General features: G+C 55.8%; 12 protein-coding genes. 1 reads left to right on the plus strand and 11 read right to left on the minus strand.

Going from position 1 to position 14,379, the window contains the following annotated elements; translation table 11 throughout:
• Positions 1 to 35: 35 nt before the first annotated feature.
• From FRD01_RS09920 to FRD01_RS09955, 8 genes are all read right to left on the minus strand, one after another.
• Positions 36 to 428: an acyl-CoA thioesterase gene (locus FRD01_RS09920; protein ID WP_146959237.1), complete on the minus strand. Its 393-nt coding sequence runs from the start codon at positions 426 to 428 to the stop codon at positions 36 to 38.
• Positions 425 to 1,117: a bifunctional demethylmenaquinone methyltransferase/2-methoxy-6-polyprenyl-1,4-benzoquinol methylase UbiE gene (ubiE, locus tag FRD01_RS09925; protein WP_146959238.1), complete on the minus strand. Its 693-nt coding sequence runs from the start codon at positions 1,115 to 1,117 to the stop codon at positions 425 to 427. Before ubiE ends, FRD01_RS09920 begins: the two co-directional genes overlap by 4 nt.
• A complete protein-coding gene (gene aroF / locus FRD01_RS09930) occupies positions 1,114 to 1,974 on the minus strand; it encodes a 3-deoxy-7-phosphoheptulonate synthase (RefSeq protein WP_146959239.1) in 861 nt (286 codons plus the stop codon). The genes ubiE and aroF overlap by 4 nt, the downstream gene beginning before the upstream one ends.
• A gap of 128 nt (positions 1,975 to 2,102) precedes the next feature.
• A complete protein-coding gene (locus FRD01_RS09935) occupies positions 2,103 to 2,723 on the minus strand; it encodes a hypothetical protein (protein ID WP_146959240.1) in 621 nt (206 codons plus the stop codon).
• Positions 2,720 to 3,157 (minus strand): hypothetical protein, encoded by a 438-nt coding sequence (locus FRD01_RS09940; protein WP_146959241.1) that lies wholly within the window; start codon positions 3,155 to 3,157, stop codon positions 2,720 to 2,722. Before FRD01_RS09940 ends, FRD01_RS09935 begins: the two co-directional genes overlap by 4 nt.
• 45 nt (positions 3,158 to 3,202) lie before the next feature.
• Positions 3,203 to 4,522 carry a zinc ribbon domain-containing protein gene (locus tag FRD01_RS09945; protein WP_146959242.1) on the minus strand — a complete coding sequence of 440 codons (1,320 nt, stop codon included), beginning with the start codon at positions 4,520 to 4,522 and terminating at the stop codon, positions 3,203 to 3,205.
• 116 nt (positions 4,523 to 4,638) lie between these two features.
• Complete coding sequence (locus FRD01_RS09950; protein WP_249756149.1) at positions 4,639 to 6,198, minus strand: DUF4397 domain-containing protein; 1,560 nt, start codon at positions 6,196 to 6,198, stop codon at positions 4,639 to 4,641.
• A 96-nt stretch (positions 6,199 to 6,294) separates the two neighbouring features.
• Positions 6,295 to 6,678: a Rieske (2Fe-2S) protein gene (locus FRD01_RS09955; RefSeq protein WP_249756150.1), complete on the minus strand. Its 384-nt coding sequence runs from the start codon at positions 6,676 to 6,678 to the stop codon at positions 6,295 to 6,297.
• A gap of 85 nt (positions 6,679 to 6,763) precedes the next feature.
• Here FRD01_RS09955 and FRD01_RS09960 point away from each other — a divergent pair, with 85 nt between their 5' ends.
• Entirely contained in the window at positions 6,764 to 9,154 is a 2,391-nt protein-coding gene (locus tag FRD01_RS09960) for a right-handed parallel beta-helix repeat-containing protein (RefSeq protein ID WP_146959245.1), read from the plus strand.
• A 1-nt stretch (position 9,155) separates the two neighbouring features.
• On the opposite strand, the gene FRD01_RS09965 is transcribed toward FRD01_RS09960, so the two are convergent.
• From FRD01_RS09965 to FRD01_RS09975, 3 genes are read right to left on the minus strand one after another with little or no spacing between them, the layout of a single operon-like run.
• Positions 9,156 to 10,526, minus strand: a complete 1,371-nt coding sequence (locus FRD01_RS09965; RefSeq protein ID WP_146959246.1) for a phosphomannomutase/phosphoglucomutase — start codon at positions 10,524 to 10,526, stop codon at positions 9,156 to 9,158.
• Between the two features lie 16 nt (positions 10,527 to 10,542).
• A complete protein-coding gene (locus FRD01_RS09970) occupies positions 10,543 to 13,200 on the minus strand; it encodes a M1 family metallopeptidase (RefSeq protein WP_146959247.1) in 2,658 nt (885 codons plus the stop codon).
• Between the two features lie 38 nt (positions 13,201 to 13,238).
• Positions 13,239 to 14,378, minus strand: coding sequence for a hypothetical protein (locus FRD01_RS09975; protein WP_146959248.1), 1,140 nt, complete (start codon positions 14,376 to 14,378; stop codon positions 13,239 to 13,241).
• Between the last annotated feature and the right edge of the window lies 1 nt (position 14,379).

A 14,379-nucleotide genomic window follows, 5' to 3' on the forward strand; every position in this document is an offset into this window, starting at 1 on the left:
ACAACACGGAGGATTGCTTAGACAAGCGAGCTTGTTCAACCTTGTAGAGCCTGCCTGTATACGGAGGGGATCTCAATCTTCTCAAAGGTCGTGCCGTCCACAAAAACGCTCACCATCCGGACCCTCGCCGAGACGCGTTCTCCCACCTTCACGGTATAGGCCAGCGTCATGGAGGTGGAGCCCAGTTTCTCGACCACCACCTCAACAGTCAAGACATCTCCGGGGCGCATGGGACTTAGGTGATCGCACTCCGTGTGCACGAAGGGGACAAGGACATCTTTCCCCGTGAAGAACTCAGGAAATCCTAGGTCCCGTATGAAGGCCTCATAGGCTCTATGAGCGTAGAGATAGGCGTTCGCAAAGAATGCGATTCCGCCTGGGTCTCCCTCTTCAAAACGCACGACTTGTTCGTGGACGAAGGTCTTCACGCCACCGTCCCGACGTAGAGGTAGGCGATGCCGCCATTGAGGCTAAAATACTTGATTTCCGAGAATTTGGCGGCCCCTTCCATAAGCTCCACAAAGGCTTCGCGGCATGGAAACGCTTCCGAGGTACGGTTCAGGTAGTCATAAGCGTCTTTCTTACCGCTCATAATGCCACCCACAGTTGGGATAACGACCTTAGAGTAGACGTTAAAAAGAGGCTTCATGATGCCTCGCGGCTGACCAAACTCAAGGATGACAAGGCGGCCACCTGGTTTGATGACTCGAGCCATCGAGGCCACGCCCTTGGCTGGGTTGTCCACATTCCGGATTCCGAACGCAATCGACGCGATATCGAAGGTGTCATCCTCAAAGCTCAAATTCATGGCGTCTTCGACAGCCCATTCGATATCAGGGTAGCCTTCTTTGGCAGCCTTCGGCGGCGCGAAGTCGAGCATTTCCTTGCAAAAGTCGGTGCCGACTACTCGGCCCTCGGGCCCGGTCGTCTTTCGGAACTCGAGCGCCAAATCACCCGTGCCCGTCGCGCAATCAAGGACGTGGTCGCCCGCTTTGACGCCACACTCTTTTACCGCTTTCTTGCGCCAAAGGTGGTGGATTCCAAGGGAGAGCACCGTATTCGTTGAATCGTAGGATTCAGCGATTTCTGCGAACATCGAACGAACTTCTTCACTCATACATTCTCCATACGCCGTCCAACGGCTTCAACAATCGGGGCGAGGTTCGACATGAGGGTCTTGAATTGTCGGGAGGTCAGGGCCTGATCGCCATCGCTAAGCGCCTGATCTGGGTCGTCATGGATCTCGACCATGATGCCGTCCAAGCCAGCAGCAGCGGCTGCCCTTGCCAACGGGTCGATAAGCTCAGGGAGCCCGGTTCCGTGCGACGGGTCGATGATCACCGGGAGTTTAGTCTCCTGCTTCGCCCAGATTGCACCGGCCAGGTCCAGAGTGAACCGAGTTTCCGGGTCGAAAGACCGAATCCCACGCTCACACAGGATGATATTATGGTTGCCACCTTTCGCGATGTACTCAGCCGCAAGGACCCATTCACGCAGCGTTGCCCCAAAACCACGCTTCAACATCACGGGTTTTTGGGTCTCGCCGATCGCCTTTAGCAGCTCAAAATTATGCATGTTGCGGGTTCCGATCTGGAACGCATCCACGCGAGGCTCGAGCTCCCAGACCTGATCTACAGACATGACTTCCGTGATGAACGGAAGCTCAGCTTTGAGCGAAGCGCGTCGCAACAACTCGATACCCTCAAGCCCGAGGCCTTGGAAGCTGTAGGGCGAGGTTCGAGGCTTGAATGCTCCGCCACGAAGCACGCGGGCTCCGAGGGATTGGACCACTCTGGCCGCGTTCTCGATCTGGTCCTGGCCTTCTACAGCACACGGGCCGGCAATGACCACGAACTCATCAGAGCCGAACTCCACATCGGAGATGCGCACCACGTGGGGTGCTGCTTGCCTCGCGACGAGCGGGTACGGAGAATCTGAATTCGTGACTGGGATGGCAGCTTTTGCGTCGGCCATAAGTTCCTCGGGGGAGCGGAGCATCGCCCGCACTCTATCAACAATCCGCGGAAGACAAAATTTCAAAAATTTTTGAAAACCGTGAATCCGGCCGCATGACTAGCAGGGCGTCACGCGTGATGCAAGTATCACGAGCACCCGGACTTTGCGGCCGCGGGTTTGGGTTTTGGAGCCGGTTGTGGCTCTGTTGCTGGAGTCGTTTCCCTTTTGAATGCGCGCACTTTGACCTCCTCTTCTGAGGGGCTTCCCGGGCTATCTTCGCACGCTTGGAAAGGCAGATTCGCGGAGTCCGACCACACGATTTTGGCGTCCTTTGGACTTTGAGTTCGGCTCCCTAGAAAAAAGATCCCCGGCTCGCCAATGGAATACCCATCAGGACTTTCAACGGCACCCTGAGCGCGGATTCCTTTGCCGTCGGGACAATATCCGGCCGGAGCAGCGCCTTGTGAATCCGCTTCAAGGTCTATGCACGACACTTCCAGATGAATGATGGAGTCCTTGGCCATCTTGACTTGGTCATCTCGCGTGTAGAGCGACTCTTGAACCTTGAGCTGCACGCGCACATAGAACATATCCTCGTGTTTTGTGTGCTCCACCTTGAGAGGTGCTGCTTTGACCACATGGGACGAGACGCGGGCCTTGGTAATCGGGCCTGGTATACAAGGTTCTGGGGCTTGTGCGGTGGTTGGGGTAGCGAAGCTTAGCGCCACGAATCCGATCAACCCGGCTTGTTGAAGCCGCAATCTCAAGTGCAAATCTCCACTGAGAAGGATCCCTGTACCGAGCTCGTGTCTCCGGAGGCGTCGATGGTGCCAGAGATTGTGCCAAGATCTGTGTCTACGGAATCTATGGACACGGTGCCCGACGTAGCGGCCTCAGTCGTGTTGATATTGTCTTGGAAGTTGTTGAAGAAGACATTACCCGCAGCAGGAATTGACGTAGGGCCATCCACAGACCCGATGACGACCGTCAAATAGGCGTCTTGGGAGCCGACCGGGAAACACGAGAAGGCGCTCGAATCGGAGAGCGTGATTGTGTAGCCGGCCCCGTCTGATTCAGCCGACCCCGCGGTCGAGAAGAAATCAGACCCCATCACCGCGCCGCTCACATCCGACGTGTTTCCGAGGTCGCCACATCCGGTAATGATAAGGGCCAAGGTTAAATGTAGTAGTAATGCTCGCACACGCGATGTCTACTCGTCAGGAAAACAAATGTCAACGCGGCCCACCTACCTAAAGGCGACGACCGTTTCTTCAAAAATTTCAAGCTCTCGGTCGAGCTCAGCGAGGATCTCCTGCATCAAGATACCGTCTTCGGCGTCTTTTGTTGCGGCCAGCGTGGTGACGCGTTGCCGCATGGCCTCTAACGATCCCCCCATCGCTCGCAGCTGTGCCGCAAAGCTTTCCCTGACCTCCGGGAGTCTCGAGGAGTAGTCCAGAGTTCGCTCGAGATGGCGAACCTCGTCCTCAAGGAGCTGGCGCGTCCGAGGATCAGCATCAACCACCTGGCCTTTGATCTGCTCAAGCCGCCATTGTGCATCGGAAGCCTGAACGGAATTTACGGTGGCGTCCAATCTCGCGTAATGCTCGGCGCTGCGCACGATCTGGTCGATCAGGTCCTTGAGCGCATGATGGCTAGGTAAGAGCACTTCAGACCATTGTTCTTCGTGCTCCTGAAAGAGTTTATGCAGGGCGTAATACTCCATCACGCACACGCTCATCAGCCGCCTCAAATCCTTATCCTGCAGGGCGTTGATGGCATGGGCCACATTGCTCGCGCGCTCACCCTCAAAGCCGGAAAGATGGTTCAGAATGACGTCTGAGTCCAAGTTGTAGTGGTCGCGGTACCAGATAAGCCGACGATGAAAGAGCCACGCAATCGCGGCGATCCCAAAGAGTAATGCTGGCCAGCCGAGCAAGGACATCAACAAGACGGCCGCCACAACCACACCGAGAAACACGCCGATCTGCTTGGGCTCCCTGAGAATCGACTCCAGCGTCTCGGTAAACCAAGGAATGCCCGGATCTTCCACGGAGAAGGTTTTGGAGAACACACCGTGTTCGGCCAGGCGCTGAACCAATCCGGCTGCGCGCTCCCGATAAGTCTCAAGGTTGAAGACCGCCGGAGGCTGCCGAAGCATGGCCTCCACTTCTTTGAGCCCAAGACCTATGCCGGCGCTCACCAGAATCTCAGCGGCTGCCGAGATGGAGGATTCACCCTCAAAATCCTTGATAACCAGGCTGTATCGTTGTTTGAGGCCGGTCCCACGCGGTGCTCCACCACAATGCGCACAGAACGTCATGTCTGGAGGACACGCGGCACCACACGTGTTGCAACGGTGGAAGGTACCAAAACCCACCGCGCCCTGGCGTTGAGTATCCCTAACCTTTGACCAGTCCAAAAGCTGGTTGGATGACCGGCTCGGGGTAGGCATAGGCTGGACCGAATTGGTGGCGGGATCTAAGAATTCCCACCACTTACCATCGTCCGTCAGAAGCGCTTTCCCAAGCGCATCAACGTCGGTTTCAGCCTCATTCCACTTACTCATAAACCCAAATCTCCGAGTTTGGCCTGAGTGTGGCGCGAGGAGTTAAATAAATCAACCCGGCAAAAGAAAACCCCCGAACTCAGGGAGTCCGAGGGCTTAGCTAAACTCACAAGAGATTAGGGAAGGAGCTCTGGCAACACGATTGCTGGCCCACCCGTTGCTGGGAACGCCACCAATTGGAAGTCCTCACCGTCGTTGTTGGTGCTTGGGTCAAGGAAACCACTTGCCAACACGGTCAATGCTGCACCACCCAGGGTGGTTGCGTCCAACGTAGCCGAGTGGGCAATGAATGCTGGATTTCCGGCTGCGGTCACGTTCAGGAGGTAGCTAGCAGGATCGATAGCGAGGTAGTCCGAGATATCGCCGTACATGATATCTCCGAGCAACACATCAGCGCCTGTGCGGATATCCACGTTTGGTGCGTCGGTCGCGCCGTGAACCCCAAAGAACTCAACTTTGGTTGGGTCAAGGGCGGCTTCACGTGCATCTGTCTTGACCCAGAGGCCAAAGGCGATGTCTTCCCCACTTGGATTTTCCACGAAGTCAGCAGTGTCGAGCACGCCGTTTGCGATGATGACGTTGGTCGAACCTGGCTCGAAGCGAACCGTGGCAACCGCGTCGCCAGCCTCGGTGCTATCTCCGCCTTCCACACTTACAGGGATGTCAGCGCTGGAAGGTACGGTGATGAATGGCGATGCATTTCGGAATGCGAAGTCATCAAGGGCGATGTTGCCATTGAGGTACACGTCTACGACTGCTGCACTTGGGTCAGCCGCGTTGTGGATGACCTGTGCACGTGCCGCTTGTGGGAGTGGGATTGCTTGGCCACCGCTCGCAAGGAACGCGTAGAGCCCGAATCCAGGGACTTCGTCACCACCGGCGATGAAGCCAGAAGCTGCAACGACAGCTGCAACCTCAGGGACAAGCGCTTGGAAAGAAGCTGCGCGTGCGCCGGACTCGCTCACGAGAACGTCCAGAAGAATCAGCTCACCCGCAGGAAGGTCAAGGTAAGCTGTCGCGTCACCAAATGCTGCACCTTCAACAGGCACTGCATTCGGGTCGTTGTTGAGTCGGATGTCCACAGCTGGGGCATCAACTCCGCCGTGGAACACGGCTGCGCGTGCGCCACCTGTGGCTGTCTCTTCTGCGTTTGCGATGGCAAAGAGATTAAACGCGCCCTGCCCATCAGGAATCGAGTCAAAGGCTGATGGGTCGAGCACGCCACCAGCTACAAGGATGGTGCTCGAGTCAGCTTCAAGGGTGTACTCAAAAGTCGCGATGGCATCAGCGACCGACTCTGAGTCTCCGCCAGCAATAGCTACGCTGAGCTCAACGCCAGCCGGCACATCTTGGAACGGTGTCGAGGTCAAATAGTCAAAGTCGTCCAAGAACATCTCGCCGTTGACGTAGACGTCCACGGTCTCCGCGCCTGGGTCTGGCGAGTTATGAATGACCTGAAGACGAGCGGTTTGAGCGACCGTCGTGTCGTTGTTGGTACCGGTTGTGTCGTTGTTAGTACCGGTTGTGTCGTTGTTGGTACCGGTCGTGTCGTTGTTGGTGCCGGTCGTGTTGTTGTTGTTGTTGTTCGTGCTTGGTGCCGGGTCATCATCACCACAGCCAATACCTCCCACGAGTAACGCGCCACCAATTAATGCGATCCACTTGTTCGAAATCATCATCATCTCCTCTATCTAGTTATACGGGTCCTCCCGCTTGGTCCATAGGATGCACGGAGTTCAAAAACAGAACAAATAATCGTATTTTTTATTTAATTACATAAACTTAAGACCCTTGGCGTAAACAGATACGAGGTTTTTAGCCTTTTCTACACGCATGCTGACCAACGCATCTCCTTCACAGGGTCCGGAAATACACGTTCCAGAATTCATTTCGAAGGTCGCGCCATGGAGCGGACAAATAATGAGGCCGATATTGTCGTGAAAGAGCTCGTTTCGATCCGTGATCGGCACACTCCAATGCGGGCACCGATTTTCGTACGCATAGAACTCGCCTTTATGCAGGACAACGAAGCCTTCCTTGGGAACCCCTAACCTGTCTTCGAACTCGAAGGTCGCGATGTCTCCGTCCTTCTTTAGCGCCGAAATATCGACCTCTGCGAGCAGCCCGCTCCCGGGCAAATAGATCTGATCGTCCACATGGACCTCCGAAAACTTGAGGGCATCACGATGCGACCTTATAGTGCCCCATGATCTTTGGGTATCCAAGAGCGAGTGGAGTTAGATGAGCTCGGGAACGTGGCGAGTTTTGGGGACCATCTGCCTTGTGCTCTCGGTTTGCGCGCTCGCGGCGAGTGTATGGCCGTGGTTTGGGTGCAGCTTTTCGCTGGCTGAATCCGTTCAGAGCGAGCCAGCTGCAATCGACGAGAGCCCTTCGGCTCATCGCGTGAGACTACTGCGAGCTCACTACGAGAGCGCTTCTCAGCCCATTCCACTCTCACAGCTTACCCGCGTCAAAGATGCAATGGGTGTGTGTTCGCCGGCCGAGGACATGGGTGTGACCGGCCCGGCACTTGCAATTTTCCTCGCCATGCTCGGATGTGGCGGACTATTCAGACGCCGCGCGACGATTGTGGAGTTAGACGAACACCAAGAACGTGAAGCCGCGCGCCGTGCACAGCGTTCACCGACGCTGGGCGTGGCTGATTCCATACCTGCAATCTCGGCCCCTGCTCGGCGAAGAAGCCTTGTCGGAGACGGCCATCACACGTCTCAACTCGAACCTATCCGAACCAAATCACGGCCCGGTGAGACCGTCCCCAGGCGCCCGTCGAGCCCTGGAGATATCGGAATCGATGTCGATATTCCGCTCGAGTTCGGCAAAAGAGACGACGATATCGCGGAAGAAGAATCGGTGATGAAGTTTGTGGAGGAGACGCGCGAAGCCCGCGAAACACAACGTGAAGAGATGGTGGTCGTCGCCTCACAAGTCGGTGGGTACTATTGCCCGCCCGCGTTTCGAGACAAGGCGGTGATCTACGTGGACCCAACCTCTAAACTCGCGCGCGACGAATGGCCTGAAAAGACGCCTCTCAACGAGCCAGAAAAGCCATTCAAGACTTTGGAAGGTGCAGTAAAATTCGCCCAAACACGCGTGCTCAAAGATACGCCCGGAATCCAGATTCGACTCGCGCCCGGGACATACAAGGCAAGCGTTCTAGTTCCAGACCGTGTGGCCATCATCAACCATCGCATGCCGGCGATTGGCTCCAGAGAGTCTGAGGACGAAGCGTTGACCAGGCACTTGAAGTGGATCACCGACCAGGCTCACGACGCCCCAGACCGTGTGACCATCCTGGCTCCGGCTGATGCGGAGTACGCAGTGAAGTTCGTGGGCGGGACCACGCAGGGGATCTACGGGTGCCACATCATGGGCAACGAAGGGCGCGCCCAGGCCGGAATTGTGGCGAGCCGTTGCCAGCGCTTACATATCCGGGCATGCGTGATCGATGGGTTCGCACGTGGTGGAGTTCGGCTCGACCAGTGTGGCACGGACGTTCCTGGACAAGGAACCTTCGTTCAGGCCACAGAACTTCTGAATAACGCGGCTGCCCACGGTGGCGGAATCTCAGCCGAAAAATCAGTTCTGAACGTGGTGGAATGCCTGATTCATGGCAACAAAGCTCATCGTGGCGCCGGAATTTGCGCTCAAGACATGCGCGGCCTCCTCTCAATCGTCCGGACTCGCATCTCGAGAAATACTGCGGCTGCCAAAGCTCCTAAAGAGATCCCGTGTGACTCCCCTTCTAGCGTCTGGAAAAGCGAAGACGGACTCGGGGGCGGGGCCTGCATCCTCAACTCCAAGACCCGGATCGCCGAGAGCGAGTTCGTGGACAATAAGGCCACCGGCGCTGGCGGCGCTGTGATGATCCTTGGCGGTAAGGCGGCATTTCAGGGCAATGATGAGGTAGACGTCAGGATGCACCGAAATGCCGCCCCGGTGGGCTCGGCACTTTGTGTGGTGGGTTGGCAAGGGTCCAACGCAGTAGCCAAGTATGTGGGCGCGGATATCCAGCAGAACCGCTCGAGCGTTGGGGGCACCATCGCCCTTTTGGGATTGGTATCCGTACAGTTCGATGATGGCAAAGTAGCGTACAATGAAGCGCCGGACCGCAAGTGCATCGGGGCCGCTTTTTCCGTGATCAACGGCGCGGAACTTGTGCTCAAGGATATGGAGATCAAGGAGAACCAATGCGGTGGTCCGGGAGGCGCGTTGGGCGCGCTGAACTCAACGCTTCGCGTTGGTGAAGGTTGTGAGATTCGCAACAACTCGAGCAAAGATTGCGGCGGTGGCCTCTACTTTGTGACACGCCCAGACACCGCGCTTGAGGAATTGGTAGCCCATCACGGACTTAAAATGCCCTTTGTGCTCGCCACCCGAGACTGCATCTTCTTCAATAATAGTGCGGATGATCTGGGTGGTGGACTGTTTGTGGGGAATCACCTGCCGCAAGCCACCTTCCCGATTGGGATGCGCGTGGAGGGCACCACAAAAATCCGCAATAACCGCACCAGACACCCGAACGCTCATGGCGACGATATCTGGGTGGTTTGGGCGGATGAGGTGGTGGCGAGTTCTGAGAATCGACCACCGGCAAAAGTACTATTGAAGTGATTTAGGCGATCGCGGATTTGACCGCATTTTCGAGCCAGCCGAGGAGTTCGTCACGGCGCTCAGGGGTGCCAGCCTCAACCCGCATCACGAGAACAGGCCCGGTATTGCTGGCGCGCACAAGCCCCCAACCGTCTCCAAAATTGATCCGAACGCCGTCCAGAGTGTTGACTTCCCACTCCTTGGAAAACTGCTCGGCAACCTTGCCTGGCACGTCGAATTTCACATCATCAGGACAATCGAGTCGTAGCTCCGGTGTGGCAAAGGTCTCGGGTACATCACCCAAGAGTTGGCCCAAATCCTGGTCAGTATTGGAGAGGATCTCGAGCAAACGCGCCGTGGCGTAGAGCGCATCATCAAAGCCGAAGTAGCGGTCGTTAAAGAAGATATGACCGCTCATCTCACCGGCGAGTTTCGCGCCCGTTTCTTTGATCTTGGCCTTGATCAGGCTGTGCCCAACCTTGCTCATCACGGCATTTCCGCCGTGCTTCTGAATGTCGTCAAAGAGGGTCTGCGAGCACTTCACCTCACCGATAATCGTGGCCCCAGGATTGGACTTGAGCACATCTCGGCTCAGCAGGATCATCAACTTATCACCCCAGATGACCTCGCCTTTATGATCCACGACACCGATGCGGTCGCCGTCTCCATCGTAGGCGATTCCGAGGTCTGCTTGATGCTCACGCACTGCCGCCATCACGTCTTGAAGGTTTTCCAGCACAGTTGGGTCGGGATGATGATTCGGGAAGTTGCCGTCCGGCTCCACAAAGAGCGGAATCATCTGAGCTCCAAGCACGTCTTGAACCAGCTGCGGTGCGGCCACACCGGCGATTCCGTTACCGCAGTCGACCACGACCTTCAGTGGCTTGGAGCCCATTTTAACATTGCCGCCGACGTAATTGAGATAGTCCGAAATCACATTCTCATCTGCGATGATTTCGCCGGGCTGAGCGGCCTCAGCGGCACTCTTATCGGCGATGATGCCGCGCAATTCTTGGATGGCTGCACCGTGCAGAGTATCTGCGCCCACCATCATCTTGAAGCCGTTGTACTCACCCGCGTTATGCGAGCCTGTAATCTGAATACATGCGTCGTGCGAGCCCTGAACACGGGCAAAGTAGACCAAGGGCGTAGGAACCATGCCAATGTCCACAACCGTTGCCCCGCCTTTGACCAAACCGTCAGCGAGGGCACAAAAAATGCGGTCGCTTGAAACACGTGCATCGCGGCCCACCACAACGCTCAGCTCGGACTTTCCAAGCTTCATTTTCGCGAAATGGGCAAACGCGAGTCCAAGCCCAAAAACCAACTCATTGTCCAGATCGCGGTCTGCGATGCCGCGGATATCATATTGCCTAAAAATCTGCGTATTCATCTGAGCTCACTTCAAATCACTTCAAATAACCGGGGAGTCCGTTCTCTAGATACTTCTTCTGTCGCTCGCAATGCTGGATTGCCTCTACTGTTTGGTCCAAAATCCGCTCTTGACCCTCAACTTTGGGCTGCCCGGCAAAGAACGCACGCGCCTTTTCAGCGCCATCTGCGGAACAGAACCCGCTGGCAACCCGTGGAAGATTGGACGCAGCCTGCTGGCCAGCCTTCTCCACAATCGCCGAGTAATTCGATGTGAACCAGTTCCATGTGTTTGCGAACGTGGTGTCATCCGAGAAACTCGGGCCCATAATCGCCCAGAGGTCCTGAGTCCGGATGGTGCCTTCAAGGTAAAGTCCAAGGCTCTTATTGTGCAGGTCCTTGTCCTTGAAGCTCCCGAGTGCTCGGATGATCGACGAGCGTGCCGCTGGTGTTGGCGCCCCTTCAAGAGCGAGCTTCAATGAAAGCCAGAGGTCGGCCGTTCCTTCTCGGGCCACAATTTCAAGGGCAACACCAGCAACATCGGCCGGCACCGTCTTCATGTCCTTGAGAAACGCATCGGCGATCTTTTGAGCTTCGGCTTTGGCTTTGGGGTCTTGAGTCAGCGCAAAATGAGAATCGAATAGGCGGGCCCGCAAGAGCCCCTTCTCAGCCGCATCATTGGCCTTCGGGAGGTAGCCCACACTTCGCATTCTGCGCGCCGTCAATGCACTCATTTTTCGCGTCCATTTGGCGCGCTGCTCGTCGGTCACAAAACGGTTCACAAACTCCATGGCCCCAAGCGTATTGAGGAGGAGCGTGCGATTCGACTCGCGGCCAAGCGCCTCCATCGACTTCAAATAGGTGTCTGGCGGAATCTGCTCCGAGGCGAGCATGGCGCTCAGGTTGCTTTGCAGACCTACCTTTTCTTCGGTTGTGAGTTCGGCCAAATACCGGCTCGAGAGTTTGTTCAACGCGTCTTCGCTCATGGTCCAACGCCAATAGCCACTCTCATTTGCGTTTGGATAAAACCATTTCGGGCATCGAGTGGCCTCGAGCGCCACATTCTGAGTGTCTTGAGTGATGAGCTCACAATGAACTTCGGAGCGGCCGCGCTGCTCGTACCTCACACAAAGGGGCACCTGCCAGAGTCCCTGATTGGGAGCGTCGGAACCCGCCGGAAGCCATCGTTTCTGAGTCACCTTCAGAACTGGTTTATCCTCACAAATCAGGTCCACATGAACCGAAGGTGTTCCAGGCTGGTCCAAAAACGTCTTCATGGCCTCGCCAACGGGCTTCCCAGACGCTTTGTCGAGCTCGGCCAGGAGTTGTTCGGTCGTTGCTCCTTGATTGGCGTAGGTGGACGTGTAGGCGCGCAAGGCCTCCTGCATCTTCTCGGGGCCCATCCAAACCTCGAACATCTGAAGGACACGCGCGCCTTTCCCATAGGTTATCGAGTCAAAAGCGTTGTGGATATCACCCACGGTTTCAATGGGATTTCGGATGTTTCGAGCGCTCTTCCGAGCGTCTTGCATCATCACCCAACCCTTGCCCGAGACCGCATCCACTGAAGATTCGAGCTGTGGCGCGAGGTCCACCAATCCCTTCGCGGCCATCCAAGTGGCGAACGACTCGTTGAGCCAGAGGTCGTCCCACCAGGGCATGGTCACAAGGTTTCCGAACCACATATGCGCGAGCTCGTGAATCATCACGCTGAGCGCGGAGCGGCGCTGCGCCACGGATGCCGTCTCGGAATCCAGGAGGAGCAAGGAGTCGCGAAAGGTCACGAGGCCGATATTCTCCATCGCGCCCGCCGAGAAGTTCGGAACGGCCACGATGTCCAGCTTTTCGTATGGGAATGGCTGACCGAAATACTCCGTCAAATACCGCACAACTGCCGGCGTACGCTTGAGCATGTACTCGCCGAGCGCGCCCTTTCCTTTCGGGGCCACAAGTCTAAGCGTTACGCCATCAAGAGGCTCTTCCGATTCGAGAATATCGAAGTCACCAACGGCAAAAGCCACAAGGTAGGTGGGCATGGGTTTTGAGACTTCGAACCGGAAGACCTCTAGGTTTCCTTCGGTTACACGATCGGTCTCTTTGGTGTTGGTCAGGGCCACCATTCCTGCTGGAACGCGCATGGTTGTGCGATAAGTGGTCTTGAATTTGGGTTCGTCGAATCCAGGGAAGGCGCGCCGGGCATCAAGCGGCTCAAACTGAGTGTAGGCGTACCAGAGCCCCTCTTCTTTGACGCGGTAGAGCCCGTTGAGTCCCTCCTTGAAAGGCGCCGTATACTTAAAGACCAGTGTCGCCTCGCCGGCCGGTGCCTCCTCGTTCAGGATCACAGCCATGCCGCCATTGGCACCAAACACCGCCTCGCCGCCGATCTCCTTGGTCCCAGAGACCAGCGTTAGTGCCTCAACGTTTAGGTCTTCACCGTGTAAGTAGAGTACACGTTGAGGAGAAGACAAGTCGATGTTGATTCGGGTCGTACCCCCAAATTGTTCGGAGCTCGGATCGATAGTCAGATCCAGCTCGTAGTGCTTCGGAACGGTCACGTCGGACAGGCGCATGGCGCCGTCGATATTGAGGGAATCGTGCTGAATGGTCGCCACCGGCTCGGCCTTTTGTGAGCCGGAGCAAGCTGAAAGAGTCCCAGCCACCAATCCTAAGGCAAGGACAACTAAGTATTTACGCATATTAAAAGCCTTAACTTTTCCGGGAAACTTCTGAAAACTTAGGGTTGGAGGGTTGCCTCGACGACATCACCCTCAAGTCCGAGCGCGGTCTTCTGGTTGTCATAAACTTTGACTCGGCGCTTCAACGCAATATCATCTACTTCATAGATCCATAACTCGTCGAAATGAACCTCTGCATTTAGATCACCCAGTGTGATCTTCACACCTCCCTCCAGTGCATTTGAGGCCGAGGTTGTTGAAACCTTGGAGATTTCGGCGTCTCCAGCACCCAGTGCGAGGGTTATCAAATCGCCTTTACGAAGATGTAGATAGGTCCAACCCCCGGCATATGGAACGGTAAATGACTCAGATCCGGCCCCCAAGAGACTCAGATTGGCGCCAATACTGTCGCCCTCAAAGAATACAGAAATACCTTGCCCGTTATCGTCTTCGAAGGAAATGAACGGTGTTCGCATGTCTACGAGTGACATTCGACGTACCCAAACATCCATTGCCCAATCATCGGGCAGGCCATTGAGTTCCACGGAAATGGTTCCGTTTGTGATGGAGAGCGCGCGGCCCACCAGGTTTTCGTTTCCTCTACAGGCTATGTCACACTCATCGGTGTTAAACACAGCCAACTGCGGGCTGCTTCGAAAGGTTCCTATGGTGCCGAAGTTCCAGACCCAGAGGTAGTCGTCAAAAGGCGAAATCTCAGAGCCTCCCTCCTCAATGCGAATCGCCATTTCTTCCAGACCGAATGTCCACTTTGTGAACCCTACAAGCCTGTCTTGGCCCGGGAAGTAGCTTTCTATCTGCCCTTCAACGCCGTCAAGCTTTGGCCGAAAGAAGCCGTTGGCAACTTCATCTTGAAACTCGAAGAAGCGCGGCACTGAGACGACATCAGCCACCGTCAATGGAGGCGCGGTAAGGTTCAACGTAAATGGCTCAGCCGGTTCTCCGTTGGTATTGGTCTGGTTGTTCGTAGACGTCTGGTTGTTCGTAGACGTCTGGTTATTTGTAGACGTCTGGTTATTCGTAGACGTCTGGTTGTTCGTAGACGTCTGGTTATTGGACGAATTGTTCGACCCAGTGGTTTGGTTGTTAGAACTCGATCCGTTGTTAGGAAAGGAAGTAGAAGGAGGTTCTTCGATACACCCCGTTCCCAAAATCAGACTCAACATGATTAACTTCTTCATC

It is taken from the genome of Microvenator marinus, from assembly GCF_007993755.1.
Classification (GTDB): Bacteria; Myxococcota_A; Bradymonadia; order Bradymonadales; family Bradymonadaceae; genus Allomicrovenator; species Allomicrovenator marinus.